This is a genomic window from Streptomyces sp. NPDC025638 (genome assembly GCF_055558775.1).
The window spans coordinates 315,010-340,674 of record NZ_JBVHLX010000012.1 but is presented as its reverse complement, the minus strand read 5'-3'; the positions used below and the strand labels follow the sequence as shown (position 1 = coordinate 340,674).

The 25,665-nt window shown below is 69.3% G+C and carries 23 protein-coding genes and 3 tRNA genes; 19 read left to right on the top strand and 7 right to left on the bottom strand.

What is annotated here, in order from left to right; translation table 11 throughout:
- Positions 1-96: 96 nt before the first annotated feature.
- From ACZ4EG_RS30055 to ACZ4EG_RS30040, 4 genes are all read right to left on the bottom strand, one after another.
- Positions 97-495, bottom strand: coding sequence for a DUF6234 family protein (locus ACZ4EG_RS30055; RefSeq protein WP_453560646.1), 399 nt, complete (start codon positions 493-495; stop codon positions 97-99).
- 211 nt (positions 496-706) lie between these two features.
- Complete coding sequence (locus ACZ4EG_RS30050; protein WP_467792780.1) at positions 707-2,782, bottom strand: hypothetical protein; 2,076 nt, start codon at positions 2,780-2,782, stop codon at positions 707-709.
- A 228-nt stretch (positions 2,783-3,010) separates the two neighbouring features.
- Positions 3,011-3,667 carry an NAD(P)H-binding protein gene (locus ACZ4EG_RS30045; protein ID WP_363293624.1) on the bottom strand — a complete coding sequence of 219 codons (657 nt, stop codon included), beginning with the start codon at positions 3,665-3,667 and terminating at the stop codon, positions 3,011-3,013.
- Positions 3,668-3,798: 131 nt separating this feature from the next.
- Positions 3,799-5,067 (bottom strand): amidohydrolase family protein, encoded by a 1,269-nt coding sequence (locus tag ACZ4EG_RS30040; protein ID WP_467792779.1) that lies wholly within the window; start codon positions 5,065-5,067, stop codon positions 3,799-3,801.
- A 259-nt stretch (positions 5,068-5,326) separates the two neighbouring features.
- Here ACZ4EG_RS30040 and ACZ4EG_RS30035 point away from each other — a divergent pair.
- The 9 genes from ACZ4EG_RS30035 to ACZ4EG_RS29995 all read left to right on the top strand — a co-directional run bounded on the left by ACZ4EG_RS30035 (position 5,327) and on the right by ACZ4EG_RS29995 (position 11,834).
- Positions 5,327-5,399: transfer RNA gene (locus ACZ4EG_RS30035), tRNA-Thr, on the top strand.
- 46 nt (positions 5,400-5,445) lie between these two features.
- Positions 5,446-5,518 (top strand) — tRNA-Met (locus ACZ4EG_RS30030).
- A gap of 88 nt (positions 5,519-5,606) precedes the next feature.
- Entirely contained in the window at positions 5,607-5,771 is a 165-nt protein-coding gene (gene rpmG / locus ACZ4EG_RS30025) for a 50S ribosomal protein L33 (protein WP_003948671.1), read from the top strand.
- A gap of 136 nt (positions 5,772-5,907) precedes the next feature.
- Positions 5,908-6,372: an FAS1-like dehydratase domain-containing protein gene (locus ACZ4EG_RS30020; RefSeq protein WP_453560653.1), complete on the top strand. Its 465-nt coding sequence runs from the start codon at positions 5,908-5,910 to the stop codon at positions 6,370-6,372.
- Between the two features lie 5 nt (positions 6,373-6,377).
- Positions 6,378-6,806, top strand: a complete 429-nt coding sequence (locus ACZ4EG_RS30015) for a MaoC family dehydratase (protein WP_467792778.1) — start codon at positions 6,378-6,380, stop codon at positions 6,804-6,806.
- Between the two features lie 861 nt (positions 6,807-7,667).
- Positions 7,668-8,240 (top strand): TetR/AcrR family transcriptional regulator, encoded by a 573-nt coding sequence (locus tag ACZ4EG_RS30010; RefSeq protein WP_390710257.1) that lies wholly within the window; start codon positions 7,668-7,670, stop codon positions 8,238-8,240.
- Positions 8,241-8,365: 125 nt separating this feature from the next.
- A complete protein-coding gene (locus tag ACZ4EG_RS30005) occupies positions 8,366-9,844 on the top strand; it encodes a DHA2 family efflux MFS transporter permease subunit (RefSeq protein ID WP_467792797.1) in 1,479 nt (492 codons plus the stop codon).
- 142 nt (positions 9,845-9,986) lie between these two features.
- Positions 9,987-11,042 (top strand): UDP-N-acetylmuramate dehydrogenase, encoded by a 1,056-nt coding sequence (locus ACZ4EG_RS30000; RefSeq protein ID WP_453560660.1) that lies wholly within the window; start codon positions 9,987-9,989, stop codon positions 11,040-11,042.
- Positions 11,043-11,159: 117 nt separating this feature from the next.
- Positions 11,160-11,834, top strand: a complete 675-nt coding sequence (locus tag ACZ4EG_RS29995) for a hypothetical protein (protein WP_467792777.1) — start codon at positions 11,160-11,162, stop codon at positions 11,832-11,834.
- On the opposite strand, the gene ACZ4EG_RS29990 is transcribed toward ACZ4EG_RS29995, so the two are convergent.
- A complete protein-coding gene (locus ACZ4EG_RS29990; RefSeq protein WP_453560665.1) occupies positions 11,815-12,855 on the bottom strand; it encodes an adenosine deaminase in 1,041 nt (346 codons plus the stop codon). The two genes, ACZ4EG_RS29995 and ACZ4EG_RS29990, sit on opposite strands and share 20 nt — an antisense overlap.
- 153 nt (positions 12,856-13,008) lie before the next feature.
- Positions 13,009-14,235: a pyridoxal phosphate-dependent aminotransferase gene (locus ACZ4EG_RS29985; RefSeq protein ID WP_390710252.1), complete on the bottom strand. Its 1,227-nt coding sequence runs from the start codon at positions 14,233-14,235 to the stop codon at positions 13,009-13,011.
- 261 nt (positions 14,236-14,496) lie between these two features.
- Between ACZ4EG_RS29985 and ACZ4EG_RS29980 the strand changes: the two genes are divergently transcribed.
- The 3 genes from ACZ4EG_RS29980 (at position 14,497) to nusG (ending at position 15,911) form a co-directional block, all read left to right on the top strand.
- Positions 14,497-14,569: transfer RNA gene (locus ACZ4EG_RS29980), tRNA-Trp, on the top strand.
- A 107-nt stretch (positions 14,570-14,676) separates the two neighbouring features.
- A complete protein-coding gene (secE, locus tag ACZ4EG_RS29975) occupies positions 14,677-14,964 on the top strand; it encodes a preprotein translocase subunit SecE (RefSeq protein ID WP_453560669.1) in 288 nt (95 codons plus the stop codon).
- Between the two features lie 80 nt (positions 14,965-15,044).
- The gene (nusG, locus tag ACZ4EG_RS29970) at positions 15,045-15,911 is read left to right on the top strand and encodes a transcription termination/antitermination protein NusG (RefSeq protein WP_390710251.1); all 867 of its coding nucleotides are present in this window, start codon (positions 15,045-15,047) and stop codon (positions 15,909-15,911) included.
- Positions 15,912-16,195: 284 nt separating this feature from the next.
- Here nusG and ACZ4EG_RS29965 read toward each other — a convergent pair whose 3' ends face one another.
- Positions 16,196-17,023: a hypothetical protein gene (locus ACZ4EG_RS29965; RefSeq protein WP_467792776.1), complete on the bottom strand. Its 828-nt coding sequence runs from the start codon at positions 17,021-17,023 to the stop codon at positions 16,196-16,198.
- A gap of 401 nt (positions 17,024-17,424) precedes the next feature.
- Between ACZ4EG_RS29965 and rplK the strand changes: the two genes are divergently transcribed.
- The 7 genes from rplK (at position 17,425) to rpoB (ending at position 25,588) form a co-directional block, all read left to right on the top strand.
- On the top strand, positions 17,425-17,859 hold the full coding sequence (gene rplK / locus ACZ4EG_RS29960) for a 50S ribosomal protein L11 (RefSeq protein WP_033528316.1): 435 nt from the start codon (positions 17,425-17,427) through the stop codon (positions 17,857-17,859).
- Positions 17,860-17,964: 105 nt separating this feature from the next.
- On the top strand, positions 17,965-18,690 hold the full coding sequence (gene rplA, locus ACZ4EG_RS29955; protein ID WP_453560675.1) for a 50S ribosomal protein L1: 726 nt from the start codon (positions 17,965-17,967) through the stop codon (positions 18,688-18,690).
- A gap of 162 nt (positions 18,691-18,852) precedes the next feature.
- Positions 18,853-19,776, top strand: coding sequence for an SCO4651 family lipoprotein (locus tag ACZ4EG_RS29950; protein WP_453560677.1), 924 nt, complete (start codon positions 18,853-18,855; stop codon positions 19,774-19,776).
- A gap of 708 nt (positions 19,777-20,484) precedes the next feature.
- Positions 20,485-21,015, top strand: a complete 531-nt coding sequence (rplJ, locus tag ACZ4EG_RS29945; protein WP_363293636.1) for a 50S ribosomal protein L10 — start codon at positions 20,485-20,487, stop codon at positions 21,013-21,015.
- A 114-nt stretch (positions 21,016-21,129) separates the two neighbouring features.
- Positions 21,130-21,513, top strand: coding sequence for a 50S ribosomal protein L7/L12 (rplL, locus tag ACZ4EG_RS29940; RefSeq protein WP_390710247.1), 384 nt, complete (start codon positions 21,130-21,132; stop codon positions 21,511-21,513).
- A 155-nt stretch (positions 21,514-21,668) separates the two neighbouring features.
- Positions 21,669-21,857 (top strand): hypothetical protein, encoded by a 189-nt coding sequence (locus tag ACZ4EG_RS29935; protein WP_363293637.1) that lies wholly within the window; start codon positions 21,669-21,671, stop codon positions 21,855-21,857.
- A gap of 245 nt (positions 21,858-22,102) precedes the next feature.
- Positions 22,103-25,588: a DNA-directed RNA polymerase subunit beta gene (gene rpoB / locus ACZ4EG_RS29930; protein WP_390710246.1), complete on the top strand. Its 3,486-nt coding sequence runs from the start codon at positions 22,103-22,105 to the stop codon at positions 25,586-25,588.
- Positions 25,589-25,665: the final 77 nt, after the last annotated feature.

Below are 25,665 nucleotides of genomic sequence, written 5' to 3'. Positions count from 1 at the left end.
GTGGAATCGAAACAGGGTGACTTGTCTCACACTGTTCCGGGCGGATCCCGGGGCCGGCAACAGGCGACAACGTGGCCCGATCCGTGCCCGGTTGTCTCAGCAGCTCGCGCTGTAGCGGATGCAACCGGGCGACGGGGAGTGGCTGTTGTCCCACTCATGCCGCGCGGCCGCCAGCACTCCGCCTGCCAGGAGGGCCACCAGCAGGTGTGCGATCACGGTCCAGCGGGCACGGAAGATTCCCGCGAGAACTGCCAGGACGAGTACGGCGATCAGCAGCATCCGTACCCGCTCGATGTGCGCGAGGTCGGCCGCGTCGATCCGTGCTTGGTCGCCTTGCGCTGCCCATACCTCCAGGCCGACGCCGTATATCCAGTCCAGCACCAGCCACGCGGTCTCCAACAAGAAAAGTGGGATCGCGAGGGCGAGGTCCACGCCCAGGCGTGTTCTGCGCGACCAGGGGCGCCGGCGTTCCGGGGCTGAAACGGTGTCGGTCATGGGTGCAGGGTGCCGCGGCCGGTGGTGACGCGCATGAGCCCCCGTACTCAACTCAGCTGAGTTGCGACTCCAACGGCCGGTCCGACGACCTCATCGTCCGCTGGTCCGACCGAGAGACGAGCGGCCCGCATGGCGGACGTACCGCCCGAGTTGTGGCCCGGGCGGTACTCCTCCAGGCGGTACTGCTGCTACGGCGTACTCACCCTGCGGCTCAGCCCTTGAGGGGCTCGCTGTCCAGTGGTGCCCCGGACCCTCGCTGGCTCGGGATCGCCGCGAGCGCTCGTACGGCCATGCCCGCCCGGTGTTCCTCGGCCTTCGCGCTCAGCGCGCGGGCCGCCTCGTTGAAGCGGACGACGGACGGCGGGTCGGAGGGGCCGAGCAGGTGCAGCTTGAGCTCGGTGCGGGCCTCGGCGTAGGTGTCCTGCTCGGGGTGGCGCACGGACTCCAGCAGGGCCGGTATGCCGGAGGCGTCCGGAGTGAGGACGGCGCCTGCCCGGACCGTGGGGAACGTGTCGCGGAAGTCCTGCTCGGCAAGGCCGCTGGTGTTGGCGACCGCGTAGGGCTTCTCGCTCTCCAGATAGTCGGATATGACGCTGGAGACATCGCTGACCAGCACGTCGGCGACGTTGAAGCAGGCATAGACGGTCGGCCGTGCCTCGGTGATGATCCGGTGCTCCCACGCCGGGAACGAGGCCCAGTACGCGGTCTCCCAGGCGGCGGTCGCTGCGGCCACGGCCGCGGCCCGGCCGGGCTCCGGGACGGACTGGAGCAGCATCCGCTCCGCGTCGTCCGCGCTCTCCCGGAACGCGGACGTGGTCAGACGGTCGAGTTCGGCCGTCCGGCGGGCCAGTTCCTCCGCCGCGGCGGGCGCGGGCCGCTCCGCGGGGTGTTCCGCGGTACGTACGACGTTCGCGGCGCGGATCATCTCCTGGATCCGGGTGTTCGCGGCCGCCGCCCGGGGTTCGACCGAGCCGGTCAGCGGGTGCGGCTTGTACAGGAGCCGGACCCCCGGATCGGCCAGGAGGGCGCGGACGATGTTCTCGCCTGCCTCGATCACCGAGGTGTTGCCCGGGTTGCCGTCCCAGCCCTCCCACGTGGGGGCGTAGAGAACGGTGGTGTACGAGCCCGTGGGCGCACCGGCGTACGGCGCGATCGCGTCCAGCTGCGGGCGTCCGATCTCCACGACGTCCCGGTCGTCGACACCCACGTTCGCCAGGGCGTACCGCTCGCGCGCCGCGGGACCGGCCACCCACACCTCGTCGTACGCCTTCGCGTACGGATTGCAGCTGGACAGCTTGTCGCTCTCGCCGTGGTTGACGAACGCGTGCTTGATGGTGGGGATCCGCAGCACCTGCGAGGTCTTCCCCGAGTTCGACGGGTGGATCAGCATCTTCAGCGTCGAGTGCTCCAGCCGCATCAGGTCGGCGACCTTCGGCAGACACACGATCGGGATGTCGGTGGAGGCGATCTTCCGCACCATGAAGCGCTCGCGCAGCACGATCAGCGGACGGCCCTCCAGCCGGGCCAGCGGCTCCAGCCACATGTTCGCCTGGTAGGCCGAGCTCGTGCCGCCGGAGAAGTACATGCCCACCGTCGGCCGGTACTCCGTGAGCCAGGACTCGAACCACTCCAGCGCCTGTTCGCTCGTCACCGGCCCGCGTCCCGGGCGCAGTCGCAGCAGCAGCATCCCGACGGCCACCGCCGCGAGGGCGGCGGACACGGCGATTCCCGCAGCGGCCCACCGGGTCGAGCCACCCGCCGCGTCGGTCAGCAGGCCGGCCGTCGAGGGCAGGCTGAACATGAGGAACCGCTGCCCGGAGCGCTGCATCAGCAGCGCCGGAGGAGCGGGGCTCAGCCGCAGCGGCGAGGCGTCGATGTTCCGGGTCACCACGGGCAGTGTGCGGGTGCGGCGTACGAGGATCGCCACCGCCTGGCACGCGAAATGCAGGGCGTAGAAGATCAGCAGACCGCTGACGAGAGCCAGGTACTTCTGCTCGTAGTCCTGATCCTCGATGACGATCAGGCCGGCCACCATCAGCAGGTCCCGGACGACCTGGCGCACGAACACGGTCGCGTGCAGCTTGCCGAGGGCGGCGGCCAGGTTCCGCTGCCAGCGGTGCAGCGCGAAGTCCGCCGCCAGCCCGACGGCGGTGGCGCCCGCGAGCAGGGGGACGCTGGGGAGGAAGGCGCCCGCTGCCTGTACGGCGTACGACAGGGCGAGCACCGTGGGCAGGAGGAGGCGTGCCGCCGCGGTGCGCAACCGAGCGGGCAAGGGCGATGCTGACACTTCGCGGGCTCCAGGCAACTCAACATCCCCGAGCACGGACTCGCTGACCGGCGCGATGAGATGACCGCGGGCCGGAAGCCGATGCGTATGGATGTTCTCTCAAGAGGGTGGTGGGACTTTACCTGCTGGCTGGCTGGAATTTACCTGCGAGGTGGCTGGAGGTTACCTGTAGCGCCGCAGCCTCGACTTTTGCGCGGGTGAGGTGCGTCACAGGCCGGGCGTAGGGCCTCAGTTCCCGGCCACCGACTTCACCGCCACCGACACCGGGGTCGACCCGCCGATCAGCTCCAGGACCAGACCGGCCGTCGCCGAGGTGTCGACCAGTTCCGCCAGTACGGCGGCCACGTCGTCACGCGGGATCATGCCGCGGCCGGTGTGCGCCTCCAGGCGTACGAGGCCCGTGCCGGCGTCGTTCGTCAGGGAACCGGGGCGCAGGATCGTCCAGTCGAGGGCGTCCAGTCGGCTCACGTACGCGTCGGCCTCGCCCTTGGCCCGCAGATACGCGTCGAAGACGTCGTCGCCCTGGTGCGCGGGATCCGCGCCCAGCGAGGAGACGACCACGAAACGACGTACGCGCGCGCGGACGGCCGCGTCCGCGAACAGCGTCGCCGCGCCCTTGTCCACGGTTTCCTTCCGTGCCACACCGCTGCCCGGGCCGGCGCCCGCCGCGAACACCGCCGCGTCCGCGCCCTGCAGATGCGCCGCGACCTCCTCCACCGAGACCGACTCCAGGTCCAGCAGGACCGGCTCGGCGCCTGCCTCCCGGAGGTCGTTGCCCTGCTCTGCCTTGCGGATGATCCCCGCGACCTCGTCCCCGCGCGCGGAGAGCAGCCGCTCCAGCCTCAGTGCGATCTGACCATGACCACCAGCGATGACAATGCGCATGGTTCCGACCGTACGCCCGCGGCGCCTCCTCCGCCGGATCCGACCGACCGTGGTGCGGCGGCAGGGGCCATGCGGCAGGGCCGTGCGCCGGGGCCGTGCGGCCGCACAGGGCCGGCCCCGCGACCCCGGGCTTACGAGACCTGCCCCCGCCCCTGCCGCGGCAGCCCCAGTTCCGCCGCCACCCGCGAGTTGCAGTACTCCCGTACCGCGCTGGTGCGGGCCACCACGCGGCCGCGGTGCACCACGATCCTGCTGTACGCCAGGGACAGGGCGCCCGCCAGATGGTGGCCCCGCACGGCGAGGAGTTCGGCGGGGAAGCCGGCTTCCACGCGGACCTCGGGGAGGCCGAGGACCGTGCGGGCCGAGGTGCTCACCACGTCGTAGGCGTCCTCGGGACGCAGGCTGTAGCGGGACGACAGGAGGTAGGCCGCCTCCAGGGGGTCGCCACGGCCGACGGGGTTGGAGACGTCCCGCAGTGCCCCGCTTCCGGCGGCGATCCGGACCCCGGCCGCCCGCAGGAGCCGTACCGGAGCCGTACCCCGCCGGTCGACGCCCCCGCAGCCGCCCTGGGGCAGGCACACCACCGTGACCCCGGCGGCCGCGAGCTGGTCCGCGACGCGGGAGGACGCCTCGGCGGGCAGCCGGGCCAGACCGGCGCAGGGGCCGAGGGTCACGCCGGGGCGCAGACCGCCCGCCATCGCCGCGAGCCGGGCCAGACGCGCGGGGTCGGCGGCGTCCGTGTGCAGGTCGACGGGGCAGCCGTGCTCGGAGGCCAGCTCCAGGACCGTCTCGACGTAGCCCGTGGGGTCCGGGTCCAGATCAGGGCAGCCGCCCACCACGGCGGCGCCCATCTTCAGCGCGTCCCGCAGCATCGCGAGCCCCTCGGCCCCGGCCACCCCGGTCAGCAGCCGCGGCATCGCCACCGCCGTCAGCTCGGCGAGCCCGCGCAGCGAACGCCGTGCCTGCAGTACGGCGGCCAGGGCGCCCAGCCCCTGCACATTGCCCACGCGCACATGGGCCCGCAGCGCCGTTGCCCCGTGGCCCAGTTGCAGCAGTGCGGCTTCCGTGCACCGGCGCTGGACGTCCTCCGGGTCGTACGAGACCGGTCCGCAGGTGTCGGCCGACAGCGCGGTGTCGGCGTGGGCGTGCGGTTCCACCGGGGCGGGCAGCAGCAGATAGCCGGTGAGGTCCACGCGGGTGCCCGCGGCGCGGACCGGGCCCGGCGCCAGGCTGCCGGCCGTCCCGACCGCCTCGATACGCCCGCCGCCCAGCCGCACGTCCACGGTCCGGCCGTCGGTGAGTCGCGCCCCGCACAGCAGCAGGGCGCCCCCGTCGGACCGTCCCGGGGAACTCGACGAGTTCGACGACGAATGGGGCGGCTGCGGCTGGCTGTCGGGCATCGCGCTCCAAGGGCTCGGGGGTCCAGGGGGCCACGGGGGCCAAAGGCTCGGGGACCGTGCTCGGGGGACGCAAGATCACGCAGAGTGAGTCGAGCCTAGGGTGACGAGCCGCACAGGTCCGGGAGGAGCGAAATAGTCGTACCGGCGTGGTCCGGAGGTGCCCACGGGGCTGCCGGGGAGCCGGTGCAAGAGGGCAGGGAGGGGTGCTCGAAACGGATTTGGGTGAACGGCTGCCGAGCGTGTAATGTCTTCATCGCTCGCCCCAATAGCTCAGTCGGCAGAGCGTCTCCATGGTAAGGAGAAGGTCTACGGTTCGATTCCGTATTGGGGCTCTGGTGTGAGAGGTTCCCGCTGCAAGGCGGGATCTGATCACATCAAAGCGGTGTAGCTCAGTCGGTAGAGCAAGCGGCTCATAATCGCTGTGTCACCGGTTCAAGTCCGGTCACCGCTACTGACAGTAGCCGATTGCGGGGTCGGTCCTTCGATCGGCTACTCTTTCTTGCGTTGAATAACCCATCCGTTCGTCAAGGAGCACTCACGTGGCTGCCACCGACGTCCGCCCGAAGATCACGCTGGCCTGCGTGGAGTGCAAGGAGCGGAACTACATCACCAAGAAGAACCGGCGTAACAACCCGGACCGTCTTGAGATGAAGAAGCACTGCCCGCGTTGCAATGCGCACACCGCGCACCGCGAGACGCGATAAATCAGGCTCGTACACGAGGCCGCCCCCGCAGTTCGGGGGGCGGCCTCGTGTCGTTCCGGCCCCGGTTACCGGTCGGTTCGGCCGGTCACGGCAGCCGAGCAGGTCAACCACAGCAGACATCAGGAGGTACCGGGCCATGGCGCTCGACCAGTCCTTCGTGGGGCGGACCTACCCGCCCACCGAGCCCTACGAGGTGGGCCGGGAGAAGATCCGTGAGTTCGCCGAGGCGGTCGGGGACACCAACCCCGCGTACACGGATGCGGAGGCCGCCAAGGCGCTCGGCCACCCCGATGTGATCGCTCCGCCGACCTTCGTGTTCTCCATCACCTTCAAGGCGGCGGGACAGGTCGTCGAGGACCCGCAGCTCGGTCTCGACTACGACCGAGTGGTGCACGGGGACCAGAAGTTCGTCTACAGCCGCCCGGTGCGGGCCGGTGACCGGCTCTCGGTCACCTCGACCATCGAGGCGATCAAGTCCCTTGCCGGGAACGACATCCTGGACGTCCGTGGCGAGGTCCACGACGAGGCGGGCGAGCACGTGGTGACCGCCTGGACCAAGCTGGTCGCGCGCGCGGCGGACGCCGAGGGCGGGGAGGGCTGAGACCGATGACGGCGAAGATCGCATACGACGAGGTCGAGGTCGGCACCGAGCTGCCGGCGCAGAGCTTTCCGGTGACCCGCGCCACGCTGGTGCGGTACGCGGGGGCCTCCGGGGACTTCAACCCCATCCACTGGAACGAGAAGTTCGCCAAGGAGGTGGGTCTGCCGGACGTCATCGCACACGGCATGTTCACCATGGCCGAGGCGATCCGTGTGGTGACCGACTGGGCCGGCGACCCGGGCTCGGTCGTCGAGTACGGCGTCCGCTTCACCAAGCCGGTCGTCGTCCCCAACGACGACAAGGGCGCCGTGATCGAGGTCACCGCCAAGGTCGCGGCCAAGCTCGACGACAACACGGTCCGGGTGGACCTGACGGCAATGAGCGACGCCAAGAAGGTACTGGGCATGTCCCGGGCCGTGGTCCGCCTGGCCTGAACACCGCGCGTACGAAACAAGGGGCGCCCTCTGTGACGGGGCGCCCCTTACGCGTTCCGCGCGATTGCTCCGCGGGTTTGTGGACGGGGCGGGCTTTGTCATGCCGGGCCTTGCGTGGACGCATGGACGCATGGACGCATGGACGCATGGACGCATGGACGCATGGACGCATGGACGCATGGGGACTGGGGAGTGGTGGCTGTGGTGGCTGCCATCTGCCCGCGATCCTGGGGCGGTTGTCCCCGGCCGCGTGCGGACCAGTTTCCTCGACGTTCCGTGGGCACGCCCGTGACTCCGACGTGCGCTTCCCCATCGCGCTGCGCGCCACATCAGCCCGACTGCTCAGCACGTTCATTGAGAGGAGAGCGCTGCGAGAGGTCCTGGCTTTCGCGGAGCGGGACAGCGGAGCGGCCGGGGAATGGTCGGGGTGCTGCGGGACCGCTGCGAGCCGCGGACGGGCAGGGTCGGCGGTCCGCTGTGCATGAGCGCTGCCCTGCCGGTCTTCGCATGGACGCATGGGGACTGGTGGCTGTGGTCGCTGCCATCCGCCCGCGATCCTCGGGCGAAGCCCGCCCCCCGGAGCGGGCCTCCGGGATCGTCCCCGGCCCCGCGCGGGCGACCGCCCTCGGCATCCTGCGCGCTCGCCCGCGCCCCCGCCCGCTCCCCATCACCCTCCGCGCCAGCCAAACCCACTGCCGACCCCACCGTTCCCCCGCCCGCCGTTTCCCCTGCTCATGACGCCTCCCACCCAGCCGACTCCACCGCCGGCGCAGCCCGCCGCACACCCCGCCCCCGCACCCCGAAAACCCAACGCCCAACACCCCCTTGACTTAGTTAGTGATTGAGTACTAACTTTCTCGCATGGCAAGGATGAGTGCGGAAGAGAGGCGCGAGAGCGTCGTACGCGCGGCGATCGCGGAGTTCGCGCAGAGGGGCTACTACGGCACCTCCACCGAGGCGATCGCCAAGCGCGTAGGCGTCTCGCAGCCGTATCTCTTCCGGCTCTTCCCGGGCAAGAAGGCGATCTTCGCCGCGGCCTCGCTGCGCTGCATGGAGGACGTGTGCGGTGTCTTCGAGGAGGCGACGAAGGGGCTGGACGGCGAGGAGGCCCTGCACGCCATGGCCAACGCGTACGTACGGCTGATCCAGGAGCATCCCGAGCGGCTCCAGATGCAGATGCAGACGTACATCGCGGTGGCGGCCGCCGAGGCCGAGGGTGACCACGAGTTCGGTGAGGCCGTACGGGCCGGCTGGATGAAGCTCTGGGAGACCGTGCATCTGCCCCTGGGGGCGGACGTGGGGGAGACCACGAACTTCCTGGCCTACGGGATGCTCATCAACACCCTCACGGCCATGGGGTTTCCGCCCCAGCACGAGGTCTGGGAGGGGATGTATCCCTCCGCCCGGGTCACGGGGCGGCTGGAGAAGGAGTAGAGGTCCAGGGAGAGGCGTTCCGGCGTCTTTTCATGACCGCGAAAGTTAGTAATCAATAACTAATCATTGATCGTGGACCACGCTCTGGGGGAGCGATGTCGAAGCAGACCGAACAGCAGACGGACATGCAGACGGACAAGCAGACGGACAAGCAGACGGAACAGCAGGCCGAACCGAGCACCGCACGCCGCGGGCAGGTCGTCTGGGCCCTCGTCATCACCAGCGTCGCCGGATTCATGGCGTCCCTCGACAACCTCGTCGTCACCACCGCCCTGCCCTCCATCCGCAAGGACCTCGGCGGAGCGCTGGACGACCTGGAATGGACCGTGAGCGCCTACACGCTCACCTTCGCCGTGCTGCTGATGTTCGGCGCCGCGCTCGGCGACCGCTTCGGCCGCCGCCGCCTCTTCCTCGCCGGGCTCACCGTCTTCACCGGCGCCTCCGCCGCCGCGGCCATGGCACCCGGCATCGACTCCCTCATCATGGCCCGCGCGGTCCAGGGAGTCGGCGCCGCCGTGATGATGCCGCTGACCATGACCCTGCTGACCGCGGCCGTGCCCGCGGCCAAGCGCGGAATGGCGTACGGCATCTGGGGCGCCGTCAACGGCCTCGCGGTCGCCTCCGGACCCCTCATCGGCGGCAGCCTCACCGAACACGTCTCCTGGCACTGGATCTTCTGGCTGAACGTCCCGCTCGGTCTGGCCCTGCTGCCGCTCGCCCGCCTCCGTCTCGCCGAGTCGTACGGCGCGGGCGCCCGGCTCGACATCCCCGGCACCCTGCTCGCCAGCGGCGGTCTCTTCGGTCTCGTCTACGGCCTGGTGCGCGGACCCGCCGACGGCTGGACCAGCTCCCTCGTGCTGACCGGGCTGATCGCCGGCGTCGCCCTGCTGGCGGCCTTCGTGGTGCACGGCTCCCGCGCCAAGAACCCCATGCTCCCCATGCGGCTCTTCCGCTCCCGCGCCTTCGCCGGCATCAACGCCGCGAGCCTGCTGATGTTCCTCGGCATGTTCGGCTCGATCTTCCTGCTCAGCCAGTACATGCAGGGCGTGCTCGGCTACTCGCCCACCCAGGCCGGCCTGCGGATGCTGCCCTGGACCGGTATGCCGATGCTCGTCGCGCCCATCGCGGGCATCCTCTCCGACCGCATCGGCGGCCGCCCGGTCGTCGCCACCGGACTGTTCCTGCAGGCCGTCGGGCTCGGCTACCTGGCCTACGTGGACACGGCCGGCGCCTCCTACGCCGCCCAACTGCCCGCCCTGATCATCAGCGGCATCGGCATGGCCCTCTACTTCGCCCCGGCCGCCAACCTGGTGATGTCCAGCGTCCGCCCGCAGGAGCAGGGCATCGCCTCCGGCGCCAACAACGCGCTGCGCGAGGTCGGCGGCGCGCTCGGCATCGCGATCATGTCCTCGATCTTCTCGGCGCAGGGCGGCTACGAGTCCGCGCAGTCCTTCGTCGACGGTCTGCGGCCCGCCCTGGTCACGGGCTCCGGAGTGGTCGCCCTCGCCGCCCTCGCCGCCCTGGTGATCCCGGCCCGGCGCCGCGCCGCCCGGCTCGTGGTGACGAACGAGCAGGCGCCGGTCCTGGAGGCCGTCGCAGGCTGACACCTCCGGCGGCCCGATGACGGGCACGCGCGCGTGGGGCCCCGTTCTCCGGAACGGGGCCCCACGCGCGCGTGGAGGCAGTGGAGGCATACGGCGAGCCACCCGGGCGGGGCTGTCACCGGTGTCTCGTAGTCTTGAGCGCGTGCAGGAACTCCACGACGCCCCCCTCGCCCCGCTGACCACCTTCCGGCTGGGCGGTCCCGCGACCCGGCTCGTCACCGCGACCACCGACGCCGAGGTCGTCGACGCCGTCCGCGAGGCCGACGACAGCGGGACGCCGCTGCTGGTCATCGGCGGCGGATCGAACCTCGTCATCGGCGACAAGGGCTTCGACGGCACCGCCCTGCGCATCGCCACCAGCGGGTTCGAGCTGCGCGGGACCACCCTGGAGCTGGCCGCGGGCGAGGTGTGGACCGACGCCGTCGCACGCACCGTCGAGGCCGGGCTCGCCGGCGTCGAGTGCCTCGCCGGCATCCCGGGATCCGCGGGCGCGACGCCGATCCAGAACGTCGGCGCGTACGGCCAGGAGGTCTCCTCGACCATCACCGAGGTGATCGCGTACGACCGGCGGGACGGAAGGACGGTCACCCTCACGAACGAGGAGTGCGCCTTCTCGTACCGCCACAGCCGCTTCAAGGCGGACCCCGCGCGCTATGTCGTGCTGCGCGTCCGATTCGAGCTGGAGGACGCGGCCGGGCTCTCGGCCCCCATCAAGTATGCCGAGACGGCCCGCGCCCTCGGGGTCGAGCCGGGGCACCGGGTGCCGCTCGCCGCCGCCCGCAAGACCGTCCTCGGCCTGCGTGCCGGGAAGGGCATGGTCCTGGACGCCGAGGACCACGACACCTGGTCGGCCGGGTCCTTCTTCACCAACCCGATCCTCACCCACGAGCAGTTCGCCGCGTTCCACGCGCGCGTGCGCGAGCGGCTGGGCGACGGCGTCGAGCCGCCCGCCTACCCCGCGGGCGACGGCCACACCAAGACCTCGGCGGCCTGGCTGATCGACAAGGCGGGCTTCACCAAGGGGTACGGCAGCGGGCCCGCCCGCATCTCCACCAAGCACACCCTCGCCCTCACCAACCGGGGCGAGGCCACCACCGAGGACCTCCTCGCCCTGGCCCGCGAGGTCGTCGCGGGCGTCCGTGCGGCCTTCGGGATCACGCTGGTCAACGAGCCGGTGACGGTGGGCGTCAGCCTCTAGGAGCCGTGCCGTTCCGGAGGCCGTGCGCGGTCGCGGGCGCGGAATTTCCGTTGCCGACGGCCGCGCCCGACCGCGACCCTGGGGGCATGAGGCCCCCTATATGCAGCTGAGACCGCTATGCAGCTGAGACTGCGCCAGTTCCGCCCCCGTACGGGACCCCACGAACACCGGGTCGTCCAGCCCCGGCAGCCACTGCGCCACACCACACTGCGCGCCCCGGACCCCATCGGCTGGCTGTACGGCGACCACGACGGACTGAACCGGCTCGCGGGCCTGTTCTCCTTCGCCGCCTATTCACGGCACACCATCGTCCATGTGCCGCTGCGGGACGCGGTCCCGCCGGACGAAGGCATCGGGGAACCGGTCGACCTCGTCCTGGTCCACCACGCGTACGGACTGCGCCCCAGCAAGTGGCCCGCGCTGCGCCGCGCGCTCGGAGCCGGCACCCCGCTCACCGTCCGCACCGACGAGGCACGCACGGCGCGGGACGCCGCGTCCTGGCGCGGCCGTCAGCAGCGCGCCGGCTTTCGCGACGAGCTGCGGCACAGGACCCACGCCCGCACGTTCTTCCTGTTCGGCAGCCGGGACGTCTTCGCCGAGACGGCCACGTCCCTCGCGTACGCGGCGGGCTGGGGGCCGCGCCAGAAGCGGGTCGCCGAAGGGCACTCACGCATGATGGCGGGGCTGCCGCTGGTCGAGCCGCCCGGCGGTGGCGGCGGGCACCCCGACGAGGTCCTGGTCTGCTTCAAGGCGTATCCGCCCTACGCCCACTTCAAGAGGCCGGGCCGCTGAGCCAGTCGTCCACGCCCGCCAGCAGCTTCGTCTTCACGTCCTCCGGCGCCGCCGAACCCCGCACCGACTGCCGGGCCAGTTCCGCCAGCTCCGCGTCCGTGAAACCGTGGTGCCGGCGGGCCAGCTCGTACTGCGCGGCCAGGCGGGAGCCGAAGAGCAGCGGGTCGTCGGCGCCCAGGGCCATGGGAACGCCCGCGTCGAAGAACGTCCGCAGCGGGACGTCCTCCGGCTTCTCGTAGACCCCCAGCGCCACATTCGACGCCGGGCACACCTCGCACGTCACGCCCCGGTCCGCCAGCCGCTTCAGCAGTCGCGGGTCCTCCGCCGCGCGCACACCGTGCCCGACCCGCGATGCGTTCAGGTCGTCCAGACAGTCGCGCACCGACGCCGGGCCGGTCAGCTCGCCGCCGTGCGGCGCCGCGAGCAGCCCGCCCTCGCGCGCGATGTGGAACGCCCGGTCGAAGTCCCGCGCCATGCCCCGCCGCTCGTCGTTCGACAGCCCGAAGCCCACCACGCCCTGGTCGGCGTACCGCACCGCGAGTCGGGCCAGCGTGCGCGCGTCCAGCGGGTGCTTCATTCGGTTGGCGGCGACCAGCACGCGCATGTCCAGGCCGGTGTCGCGGGACGTCGTCTCCACCGCGTCCAGGATGATCTCCAGCGCCGGGATCAGACCGCCCAGGCGGGGTGCGTACGAGGTCGGGTCCACCTGGATCTCCAGCCAGCCCGAGCCGTCCCTGAGGTCCTCCTCGGCGGCCTCCCGGACCAGGCGCCGGATGTCCTCCGGCTCTCTGAGGCAGGAGCGCGCCGCGTCGTACAGCCGCTGGAAGCGGAACCAGCCCCGCTCGTCCGTGGCCCGCAGCTTCGGCGGTTCCCCGCTGGTCAGTGCTTCCGTCAGCGCCTCGGGCAGACGCACGCCGTACTTGTCGGCCAGTTCCAGGACGGTCCCCGGCCGCATCGAGCCGGTGAAGTGCAGATGCAGATGGGCTTTCGGCAGCTCAGAGACATCACGTACACGCTCCATCCCAGGATCCTGCCGTATGCCCGTGTCGTGTCGGTAGCTCTTTCCTCGAACGTGGTCTTGCTCGCACACGGAGACGAAGAAGCGGGCCGCCTCCCCACAGGGAAACGACCCGCCACGCGCGCGTAAAGCTAGTGAGTCGACGACCGAGGGACGTCAGTCCCGCGCCTCCGCCAGCAGCTTCTGGATCCGGCTCACGCCCTCGACGAGATCCTCGTCACCGAGCGCGTACGACAGCCGCAGATAGCCGGGAGTGCCGAAGGCCTCGCCCGGGACGACCGCGACCTCGGCCTCCTCCAGGATCAGCGCGGCCAGCTCGACCGTGGTCTGTGGGCGCTTGCCGCGGATCTCCTTGCCGAGCAGGCCCTTGACCGACGGGTACGCGTAGAAGGCGCCCTCGGGCTCCGGGCAGACCACGCCGTCGATCTCGCCCAGCATCCGCACGATCGTCTTGCGGCGGCGGTCGAAGGCCTCGCGCATCTTCGCGACGGCCTCCAGGTCGCCGGAGACGGCGGCCAGGGCGGCGACCTGGGCGACGTTCGACACGTTGGAGGTGGCGTGCGACTGGAGGTTCGTCGCGGCCTTGACCACGTCCTTCGGACCGATGATCCAGCCCACGCGCCAGCCCGTCATCGCGTACGTCTTCGCCACACCGTTGACCACGATGCACTTGTCGCGCAGCTCGGGCAGGAGGGCGGGCAGCGAGGTGAACTTCGCGTCGCCGTAGACGAGGTGCTCGTAGATCTCGTCCGTCAGGACCCACAGGCCGTGCTCGGCGGCCCAGCGGCCGATCGCCTCGGCCTCCTCCTGGCTGTAGACGGCACCGGTCGGGTTGGACGGGGAGACGAAGAGGACGACCTTCGTGTTCTCCGTGCGGGCCGCCTCCAGCTGCTCGACGCTCACCCGGTAGCCGGTCGTCTCGTCGGCGACGACATCGACCGGGACGCCGCCGGCCAGGCGGATCGACTCCGGGTACGTCGTCCAGTACGGCGCCGGGACGATGACCTCGTCGCCCGGGTCGAGGATCGCGGCGAAGGCCTCGTAGATGGCCTGCTTGCCGCCGTTGGTGACCAGGATCTGGGCCGGGTCGACCTCGTAGCCCGAGTCCCGCAGCGTCTTCGCGGCGATCGCGGCCTTCAGCTCGGGCAGACCGCCGGCCGGTGTGTACCGGTGGTACTTCGGGTTCTTGCAGGCCTCGATGGCGGCCTCGACGATGTAGTCCGGGGTCGGGAAGTCGGGTTCACCCGCGCCGAAGCCGATCACCGGACGCCCGGCGGCCTTGAGGGCCTTGGCCTTGGCGTCCACGGCGAGGGTGGCGGACTCGGAGATCGCGCCGATTCGGGCGGAGACCCGGCGCTCGGTGGGAGGGGTTGCAGCGCTCATGGGGTCCATCGTTTCAGACGGGAAACGACCCCGGCACGCCGGTTTCACAGACTGAACGGCATCGGGCCGACCACTGAACAAGAGTCCGGATCCGGGCCGCCGCCAGGACGATCTTCCGTCCGGTGAGGTCGTGCGGACACATTCTGTTCGACGCCGGGCCCCGGACCACGTACACTCCTACCTCGTTGGCCTTCGGCGGCCGCGTTCAACCGGTGCACACCGAGCACCCGGTCGGATGCGGTAAGTTGGGGGAAACACCAAAGGGTCGTAGCTCAATTGGTAGAGCACTGGTCTCCAAAACCAGCGGTTGGGGGTTCAAGTCCCTCCGGCCCTGCTACACACACCGCCAGGATGTGTGCGCATGTACGTACAGCATTGCACCGCCGTGCGGCTCAGAAACCGGGCGCGGCACGGCCACGACCCGGGATCAGGTGAGGACGAATGACGGACGCCGTGGGCTCCATCGACACGCCTGATGCTCAGGACGAGGTGCCTGAGTCGCAGAAGAAGACCCGCAAGGGCGGCAAGCGCGCCAAGAAGGGCCCGCTGAAGCGCCTCGCGATCTTCTATCGCCAGGTCGTCGCGGAGCTCCGCAAGGTCGTCTGGCCGACACGCAACCAGCTGACGTCGTACACCACTGTGGTGATCTTCTTCGTCGCCATCATGATCGCGCTGGTGACCGTGATTGACTATGGGCTCAACCACGCGGCCAAGTACGTCTTCGGCTGAGCCAAGAGCGAAGGGCGCCGTGGTACCGGCGCCCGTTTTCGCATGTTCCACCTCTATGTATCCAGGAAGAAGCAGCCATCGTGTCTGACCCGAACCTGAACGACGACGCCGCTGAGCCTCGCGGGGCTGCTGCCGAGGCGGTGGACGACGAGCTCGACATCGTCGAGGGCGCGGACGAGCAGGACGAGTTCGAGGCTGCCGAGGCCGAGTCGGGGGAGCCGGCCGAGGAGGCCGCTCTGCACGTCGAGGACGAGGACGGCGAGGACATCGCGGCCGACGAGTCGGCCGACCTGGCCGAGGAGGTCTCCGAGGAGGAGCCCGCCGAGCCCGTCGACCCGGTCCAGGCCCTGCGCGAGGAGCTGCGCTCGCTGCCCGGCGAGTGGTACGTCATCCACACGTACGCCGGCTACGAGAACCGCGTGAAGACCAACCTGGAGCAGCGCGCCGTCTCGCTGAACGTGGAGGACTACATCTTCCAGGCCGAGGTGCCGCAGGAAGAGGTCGTCCAGATCAAGAACGGCGACCGCAAGACGATCAAGCAGAACAAGCTCCCGGGCTACGTCCTGGTCCGTATGGACCTGACGAACGAGTCCTGGGGCGTCGTCCGCAACACCCCCGGCGTCACCGGCTTCGTGGGCAACGCCTACGACCCCTACCCGCTGACCCTGGACGAGATCGTCAAGATGCTCGCCCCGGAGGCCGAGGAGAAGGCCGCCCGCGAGGCCGCCGAGGCCGAGGGCAAGCCCGCCCCGCAGCGCAAGGTCGAGGTCCAGGTGCTGGACTTCGAGGTCGGCGACTCGGTCACCGTCACCGACGGCCCGTTCGCCACGCTGCAGGCGACCATCAACGAGATCAACCCCGACTCGAAGAAGGTCAAGGGCCTGGTGGAGATCTTCGGCCGCGAGACGCCGGTCGAGCTCTCCTTCGACCAGATCCAGAAGAACTAAGTCCGATCCGGGCTCAGAACACCCCTACCAGCGGTTCCGCCGCCGGTAGGGGTGTTCCTTGTGTTGTGTGGGCCGTCCTGGGCCGTTGCCTGTTCCGGGCGGCGACTCCGGGTTGAGTTGCTGAGCCCGATACGGGCCGGGCGCGACAGGCTCCGGCCGGACTCGGCAGTCGAACCCGGCTCAGCAGTCGAAGACGCCCCTACGAGCGGGTTCCCGCGGTAGGGGCGTCGTGTGTATCGGGCTTCGTCGTGCTGACGTGGGCGCGGACTGTCCGCGGACCCGGGTCAGTTCATTCGCCGCCTCCGGAGCCACAGGCGGTGGGCAGCCGCGGCGCAGCCCAGTGCCACGAGCGCACCGCCCGCGACGATCGTGGGCACCGGCGACTTGATGGAACCACCCTCGCCCGCGGCCACGGGACCCGGGATCACGGCGGGAGCGGCCGCGAAATTGCTCACGCCGGCGGTGCCGCGCGGGATCGCGACGATGTTGGTCCCGAGGTTGCCGAAGCCGCCCAGGAAGGGCCCGGGGAAGAACCCGCCATGTCCCCGTCCCTCGTCGCGGTGGTTGTTGTTCTCGTTGTCGTGGGAGACGTTGTGCGAACCCTGCTCATTGGCGTTGTTCACGGGGTTCTGGATGACCACCTGCTGCACGGGACTGGAGGTCCCGTTGCTGGAGATGGTGCCTCCCCCGGTGGGGGAGACGCCCGTGGGTGTCCCTTCGGTGGTACCGCCCCGGGGCACCACCGAGGCCGGGTCTGCCTGGGGCAGCACTCCGGCCGGTTCGGCCTGGGACGCCGTCTCGTAGGCCGGGTCCAGGGCGGGCTGCTGAAGGGACGGGTCCTGCGGGATGTCGACCGGCCCGGCGTCCTGGGCGATGTCGCCGGGCACGGCCTCCTGGGCGGTGCCCTGCCCGACGTCCTGCTGGGACTGCTCGGACGGGACCAGGGCGTTGTCCTGGGCGGCGTCCTGCTGGGGTTCGTAGGACCGGCTCTGGGGCGCCGCCCTGAGTGCATCCACCTGCTCGGCCGGTGCCGCGAAGGCGACCGGGGCGGTGGTGCCGGCTATGAGGCCGACCAGGGCGGCAGCGGAAACGGTATGGGCGGTGCGGCGCATGGGGGTCGACTCCTTCGAGTGGTGAGACACGCCGTTCATGCCTCTGACGCCATCAGAGCCCGGCGAGCGGTCAGGCGCGCGCGGCCGAGGGCCATTAGCGGGGCAGGGGCGGGCTGAACGGGTGACATCCGGAGCCGATCCGTGCCCGACGGGGAACTGTGGATGCCGCATGTCCGCCGTGGCGTCCCTGGGGGCGGGCCGATCCGTGCGAGCCGGCCGCCGGACCACTTCCGAGTGATGGGCCGAGGACCTCGCGCAGGCCGCCTGACCTGGACGATTTCTTGTCCCGGGGGCACAGCGGCTATCGTTGTGCGGTATGCCATCTGCGGGATCATGCACTTCCCGGTGCAGCCGAGTGACGCAGCTGGTAATCAACCTCTCAGTAAGGACCCGGAGAGAGCATGCCTCCCAAGAAGAAGAAGGTCACGGGGCTCATCAAGCTCCAGATCCAGGCCGGCGCCGCCAACCCGGCTCCGCCGGTCGGCCCGGCGCTGGGCCAGCACGGCGTCAACATCATGGAGTTCTGCAAGGCCTACAACGCCGCGACCGAGTCGCAGCGCGGTTGGGTCATCCCGGTGGAGATCACGGTCTACGAGGACCGTTCCTTCACCTTCGTGACCAAGACGCCGCCGGCCGCGAAGATGATCCTCAAGGCCGCGGGCATTGAGAAGGGCTCCGGCGAGCCGCACAAGACCAAGGTCGCCAAGATCACCGAGGCGCAGGTCCGCGAGATCGCCACGACGAAGATGCCCGACCTCAACGCCAACGACCTGGACGCCGCCGCGAAGATCATCGCCGGTACCGCGCGTTCCATGGGCGTCACGGTCGAGGGCTGAACCCCACCTTCGTAGAACCATGCAGCTGCCGAATACGCAGCCGCACGTGGTAGGGCCTGCTCGGCCCGTACACCACGACTCCTTTCAGAACACACAGGAGCAGTTGTGAGCAAGCGCAGCAAGGCTCTCCGCGCTGCGGACGCCAAGGTCGACCGGGAGAAGCTGTACGCCCCGCTCGAGGCCGTCCGTCTCGCCAAGGAGACCTCCACGACCAAGTTCGACGGCACCGTCGAGGTCGCCTTCCGTCTGGGTGTCGACCCGCGCAAGGCCGACCAGATGGTTCGTGGCACCGTGAACCTTCCGCACGGCACCGGTAAGACCGCCCGGGTCCTGGTCTTCGCGACCGGTGACCGTGCCGAGGCCGCGCGTGCCGCGGGCGCCGACATCATCGGCGCCGACGAGCTGATCGACGAGGTGGCGAAGGGCCGTCTGGACTTCGACGCCGTCGTCGCCACCCCGGACCTCATGGGCAAGGTCGGCCGCCTCGGCCGCGTCCTCGGCCCGCGTGGTCTGATGCCGAACCCGAAGACCGGCACCGTCACCCCCGACACCGCCAAGGCCGTCACCGAGATCAAGGGCGGCAAGATCGAGTTCCGCGTCGACAAGCACTCGAACCTGCACTTCATCATCGGCAAGACGTCGTTCGAGGACGCCCAGCTGGTGGAGAACTACGGCGCGGCCCTGGAGGAGATCCTCCGTCTGAAGCCGTCCGCCGCCAAGGGTCGCTACATCAAGAAGGCCGCCATCAGCACCACGATGGGCCCCGGCATTCCGGTCGACTCGAACCGCACCCGCAACCTCCTCGTCGAGGAGGACCCGGCCGCCGTCTGAGCCTGAGCTCACCCCGGTAGCCGCGGCAGGTACGCGTCATTGAAGGGCGGGCCTGGAACCTATGAGGTTCCGGGCCCGTCCTTTCTTTGTGCGACTTTTCGTACGACCGCCAGTGCGCCGGGCCGGCCCGCTGGCACAGGACTTGCATAGGGGTGGGACGACATGAAGAGCACGACCGTGCGCCGCGTGGCCCTTTCGATCGCGGTCGTGACCGCGCTGACGGGGGTGGCCGCCTGCGGTTCCTCGGACTCCTCCAGCGGCTCCGGCAAGGACGACAAGGCGGGCGGCAAGAGCACGACGCATGTCAGCCCCGTCGCGGCCCTGCGCTCCGCCGAGAAGTCCACGGACAAGGCCGAGTCGGCCAAGGTCCGCTCGTCGACGACCGTCGGCTCCGTGATGTCCATGACCGCGGACGGCGCCCTCAGCTGGGCCGACGGCCTGCAGGGCACCCTCACCATCGACTACACCGGCGGCTCCACGGCCCAGACGATGCGCCAGCTCGGCTCGACATCGATGGAGGCCCGCTATCTGCCCGACGCCTACTACGCCCACATGAGCGACAAGTTCGCCCAGCAGGCGGGCGGCAAGCACTGGATCCGGTACGCGTACGACGACCTCGCCCAGCTCGGCGGCGGCTCCGGCGCGTATTTGAAGGACCAGATGCAGAACACCACGCCGAACCAGTCCGTGAAGCTGCTGCTGGCCTCCGGGGACGTCAAGAAGGTCGGTGAGGAGAAGGTCTCTGGTGTGAACGCCACGCACTACTCGGGCACCGTGAACGTTGCCGACCTGGCCGGCAAGAGCAGCAACCTCAGCGCGAGCCAGCTGGCGGACCTGAAGAAGCAGCTCACCCAGGCCGGGGTCAGCACGGAGACCGTGGACATCTGGATCAACGACCAGAACCTGCTGGTCAAGAAGGTCGAGAAGGCCGACATGACGGCCGGCCGGATGACCCAGACCGCGTACTACAGCGACTACGGCGTGAAGGTCTCGGCCGAGAAGCCCCCGGCGAACGACACCAAGGACTTCACCGACCTGGTAAAGAGCTCGGGCACGGCAGCGGGCGGCTCCGGCACCAGCTCCTGAACTCCCGCGCCGCACGGAACCCTGGACGGTCGGCTGCGGGACGGGAGGCGAGGAGTGCTGCTCGGAGTCGTCTCGGGCGCGGGCAGTCCTGCGGGCCGTGGAGAAGACCCAGACCGTGTCGTCCCTGCGCCACCGGATGACCGGGAGGAGGGCAGGCGGGCCCGGGCCGACGGGGTGGTCCGCGCCAAGCCGCCGGCGGCTTCGGCCCGACCGCCAACTTCCGCTCCGGCTCCGGACTGAAGACGGACACCAGCGCCCTACGCGACCAGGCCGGGCGCAACCCGGCCCGGGAGGCCGCCTTCCTGGCTGCCGCTGCCGACGTCCGATGGGTCAGCGGCGAGAAGGTCGCTGGGGCCGCCACCACCTACCAGGACATGGGCGTCGACCTGAGCAAGCCGGTGGAGCCGGTGAAGAACGGGCGTCGCTGAGCCCCGTACGGCCCGATTTGCTTGAGTGCGACCAGGTCCCGTACTCTCCTACAGAAGCCAAAGACCGCTGGTCGTTGCCGTACGTTCGCGAGAAGGTGCGGTGGCCGAAGGATCCGCTGAAAAGTGGGCGACCCGCGCAGGTGAGTGTGGAAGAACTCCCGGAGCATACGCGTTCTGCGCGTGCGGCCGGTCGAGTCCGCCCCGAGCGCCTGCGCCGGGGCGTTTCGTTTATCTCAGCCCCTTCCGAGCGGTCCATCACCCGGAAGGAGGCCGACGCTCTATGGCAAGGCCCGACAAGGCTGCCGCGGTAGCCGAGCTCGCGGAGCAGTTCCGCAGCTCGAACGCCGCCGTGCTGACCGAGTACCGGGGTCTCACCGTGGCGCAGCTCAAGAACCTGCGTCGTTCGCTCGGTGAGAACGCCCAGTACGCCGTGGTGAAGAACACGCTGACCAAGATTGCGGCCAATGAGGCCGGGATCACGACGCTCGACGACCTGTTCAACGGTCCGACGGCGGTTGCCTTCGTCACCGGTGACCCGGTGGAGTCGGCGAAGGGTCTTCGTGACTTCGCCAAGGACAACCCGAACCTCGTCATCAAGGGCGGTGTCCTTGACGGCAAGGCGCTGTCCGCCGACGAGATCAAGAAGCTTGCGGACCTCGAGTCCCGCGAGGTTCTGCTCGCCAAGCTGGCGGGCGCCTTCAAGGGCAAGCAGACTCAGGCTGCTCAGGTCTTCCAGGCGCTCCCGTCGAAGCTCGTCCGCACCGTGGACGCTCTTCGTGCCAAGCAGGCCGAGCAGGGCGGTGCCGAGTAACTCGGCTCGCGAAATGACCGCCGCCGTCCGAGGCGGAGGTCGTAGCGGGCCGAACGTACGCCCGCCATACATGTACATCCGGCACCAGCCGAATTAGTGGAAGGATCGCCCACCATGGCGAAGCTCAGCCAGGAAGACCTGCTCGCGCAGTTCGAGGAGATGACCCTCATCGAGCTCTCCGAGTTCGTGAAGGCCTTCGAGGAGAAGTTCGACGTCACCGCCGCCGCCGCGGTCGCCGTTGCCGCTCCGGGCGCCCCGGGTGCCCCGGTCGAGGCCGTCGAGGAGAAGGACGAGTTCGACGTCATCCTCACCGGCGCCGGCGAGAAGAAGATCCAGGTCATCAAGGTCGTGCGTGAGCTGACCTCCCTGGGCCTGAAGGAGGCCAAGGACCTCGTGGACGGCGCTCCGAAGCCGGTCCTCGAGAAGGTCGCCAAGGAGGCCGCCGAGAAGGCTGCCGAGTCCCTCAAGGGCGCCGGCGCCTCCGTCGAGGTCAAGTGACCCCACGGGTCCGCGTGGACTCCTTTGCGCGCTGACGACAGCCCCGTAGGGCTGTAACGCGAACGCACCGAAGAGCGATCATCCATCCGGGTGGTCGCTCTTCGGCGTTCCGAGGGTCGGGCGGCGGCTGCCTTGCACCGGATGGTGCGGGGAGTATGGTGATCTTCGTCGTGCCCTCAAGCGCCCCTGGTGTCCGGCTGCAAGTGACGAGCGCAGCATCCGGTTTGGGCGGGGAGGGCCTTGACGAACCGCACGCAGCGCGCAATTCTCAGGACGCGTCGTCACAAGGATCCGAATCCGAGGCATGGATCGACGACGAAGAGGGCAGTATCAACGTGCGTTGAGGGCAGGATGCCGAGGGCGTTGACAACAACGAGGGTCTCGAAAAACCCGCACTGGACATCAGTGTGCCAAGTGGCTACACTGACCCTTTGCGCTGCCTGTTAGCTGTCCCCTGCCCGTCACCAGGGGCATGCCCTCTCTTGAGCACAGACGACTGAACCTTCCCTGACCTGGGATTTCTGTCTCCGTGCGCGGGAGAGGGGCCGGTACGCGCGCAGTGAGTCCGAGCCCTCGGAAGGACCCCCTCTTGGCCGCCTCGCGCAATGCCTCGACCGCGAATATGAACAACGGCGCCAGCACCGCCCCGCTGCGCATTTCCTTTGCAAAGATCAAGGAGCCTCTCGAGGTTCCGAACCTGCTCGCGCTGCAGACCGAGAGCTTTGACTGGCTGCTCGGCAACACCGCCTGGCAGAGTCGGGTCGAGGAGGCTCTGGAGAACGGTCAGGACGTCCCCACCAAGTCCGGTCTGGAAGAGATCTTCGAGGAGATCTCCCCGATCGAGGACTTCTCCGGGTCGATGTCCCTGACGTTCCGGGACCACCGCTTCGAGCCGCCGAAGAACTCGATCGACGAGTGCAAGGAGCGCGACTTCACGTACGCCGCCCCGCTCTTCGTCACGGCCGAGTTCACCAACAACGAGACCGGTGAGATCAAGTCCCAGACGGTCTTCATGGGCGACTTCCCGCTCATGACGAACAAGGGCACGTTCGTGATCAACGGCACCGAGCGTGTCGTGGTGTCGCAGCTGGTCCGTTCGCCCGGTGTCTACTTCGACTCCTCCATCGACAAGACCTCCGACAAGGACATCTTCTCCGCCAAGATCATCCCGTCCCGGGGTGCCTGGCTGGAGATGGAGATCGACAAGCGCGACATGGTCGGTGTCCGTATCGACCGCAAGCGCAAGCAGTCCGTGACCGTCCTCCTGAAGGCGCTCGGCTGGACGACCGAGCAGATCCTCGAGGAGTTCGGCGAGTACGAGTCCATGCGCGCCACCCTGGAGAAGGACCACACCCAGGGCCAGGACGACGCGCTGCTCGACATCTACCGCAAGCTGCGTCCGGGCGAGCCCCCCACGCGTGAGGCCGCGCAGACGCTGCTGGAGAACCTGTACTTCAACCCGAAGCGCTACGACCTCGCCAAGGTCGGCCGCTACAAGGTCAACAAGAAGCTGGGTGCGGACGCTCCGCTGGACGCGGGCGTCCTGACCGTCGAGGACGTCATCTCGACGATCAAGTACCTGGTGAAGCTGCACGCGGGCGAGACCGAGACGGCCGCCGACAACGGCCAGACGATCGTCGTCGAGACGGACGACATCGACCACTTCGGCAACCGTCGTCTGCGCAGCGTCGGCGAGCTCATCCAGAACCAGGTCCGCACCGGTCTGGCTCGTATGGAGCGCGTCGTGCGCGAGCGCATGACCACGCAGGACGTCGAGGCGATCACGCCGCAGACCCTGATCAACATCCGGCCGGTCGTCGCCTCCATCAAGGAGTTCTTCGGCACCAGCCAGCTGTCCCAGTTCATGGACCAGAACAACCCGCTGTCCGGGCTGACGCACAAGCGTCGTCTGTCCGCGCTCGGCCCGGGTGGTCTCTCCCGTGAGCGGGCCGGCTTCGAGGTCCGTGACGTGCACCCGTCCCACTACGGACGCATGTGCCCGATCGAGACCCCTGAAGGCCCGAACATCGGTCTGATCGGTTCGCTCGCCTCCTACGGCCGGGTCAACGCGTTCGGTTTCGTCGAGACCCCGTACCGCAAGGTCGTCGACGGCCAGGTCACCGACGAGGTGGACTACCTGACCGCCGACGAGGAGGACCGCTTCGTCATCGCGCAGGCCAACGCCACGCTCACGGACGACATGCGGTTCGCCGAGAACCGCGTCCTGGTCCGCCGCCGTGGCGGCGAGGTCGACTACGTCGCCGGTGACGACGTGGACTACATGGACGTCTCGCCGCGCCAGATGGTGTCGGTCGCGACCGCCATGATCCCCTTCCTCGAGCACGACGACGCCAACCGTGCCCTCATGGGCGCGAACATGATGCGCCAGGCCGTGCCGCTGATCAAGTCGGAGGCCCCGCTCGTCGGTACCGGCATGGAGTACCGCTCTGCCGTCGACGCCGGTGACGTGGTCAAGGCCGAGAAGGCGGGTGTGGTCCAGGAGGTCTCCGCGGACTACATCACCACCGCCAACGACGACGGCACGTACATCACGTACCGCCTGCACAAGTTCGCCCGGTCCAACCAGGGCACCTCGGTGAACCAGAAGGTCGTCGTCAACGAGGGCGACCGGATCATCGAGGGCCAGGTCCTCGCCGACGGCCCGGCCACCGAGAACGGTGAGATGGCCCTCGGCAAGAACCTGCTCGTGGCGTTCATGCCGTGGGAGGGTCACAACTACGAGGACGCGATCATCCTGTCGCAGCGCCTCGTGCAGGACGACGTCCTCTCCTCGATCCACATCGAGGAGCACGAGGTCGACGCCCGTGACACCAAGCTCGGCCCCGAGGAGATCACCCGGGACATCCCGAACGTCTCCGAGGAGGTCCTCGCCGACCTCGACGAGCGCGGCATCATCCGCATCGGTGCCGAGGTCATCGCCGGCGACATCCTCGTCGGCAAGGTGACCCCGAAGGGTGAGACCGAGCTGACCCCCGAGGAGCGCCTGCTGCGCGCGATCTTCGGTGAGAAGGCCCGTGAAGTCCGTGACACCTCGCTGAAGGTGCCGCACGGCGAGACCGGCAAGATCATCGGCGTGCGCGTCTTCGACCGCGAGGAGGGCGACGAGCTTCCCCCTGGTGTGAACCAGCTGGTGCGCGTCTACGTCGCGCAGAAGCGCAAGATCACCGATGGTGACAAGCTCGCCGGCCGACACGGCAACAAGGGTGTCATCTCGAAGATCCTGCCGATCGAGGACATGCCGTTCCTGGAGGACGGCACCCCGGTCGACATCATCCTCAACCCGCTGGGTGTCCCGTCCCGAATGAACCCGGGACAGGTCCTGGAGATCCACCTCGGCTGGCTCGCCAGCCGCGGCTGGGACGTCTCCGGCCTCGCGGAGGAGTGGGCGCAGCGCCTCCAGGCGATCGGCGCCGACGCCGTCGCTCCCGGCACCAACGTTGCCACCCCGGTCTTCGACGGTGCGCGTGAGGACGAGCTCGCGGGTCTGCTCCAGCACACCATCCCGAACCGCGACGGCGAGCGCATGGTGCTCCCGTCCGGCAAGGCGCAGCTGTTCGACGGTCGTTCGGGTGAGCCGTTCCCGGACCCGATCTCGGTCGGCTACATGTACATCCTGAAGCTGCACCACCTGGTCGACGACAAGCTGCACGCCCGCTCGACCGGTCCGTACTCGATGATCACCCAGCAGCCGCTGGGTGGTAAGGCGCAGTTCGGTGGCCAGCGCTTCGGTGAGATGGAGGTGTGGGCCCTTGAGGCCTACGGCGCCGCGTACGCGCTCCAGGAGCTGCTGACCATCAAGTCCGACGACGTCACCGGCCGCGTGAAGGTCTACGAGGCCATCGTCAAGGGCGAGAACATCCCCGAGCCCGGCATCCCCGAGTCCTTCAAGGTGCTCATCAAGGAGATGCAGTCGCTCTGCCTGAACGTGGAGGTGCTGTCCAGCGACGGTATGTCCATCGAGATGCGTGACACCGACGAGGACGTCTTCCGCGCTGCGGAGGAGCTCGGCATCGACCTGTCCCGGCGCGAGCCGAGCAGCGTCGAAGAGGTCTGACGGGAGTCCGGCGGGGCCCTCACCCACAGGGCTCCGCCGACCCCCAGGCCCCCGTTTCAGACCACAGACTTACGACC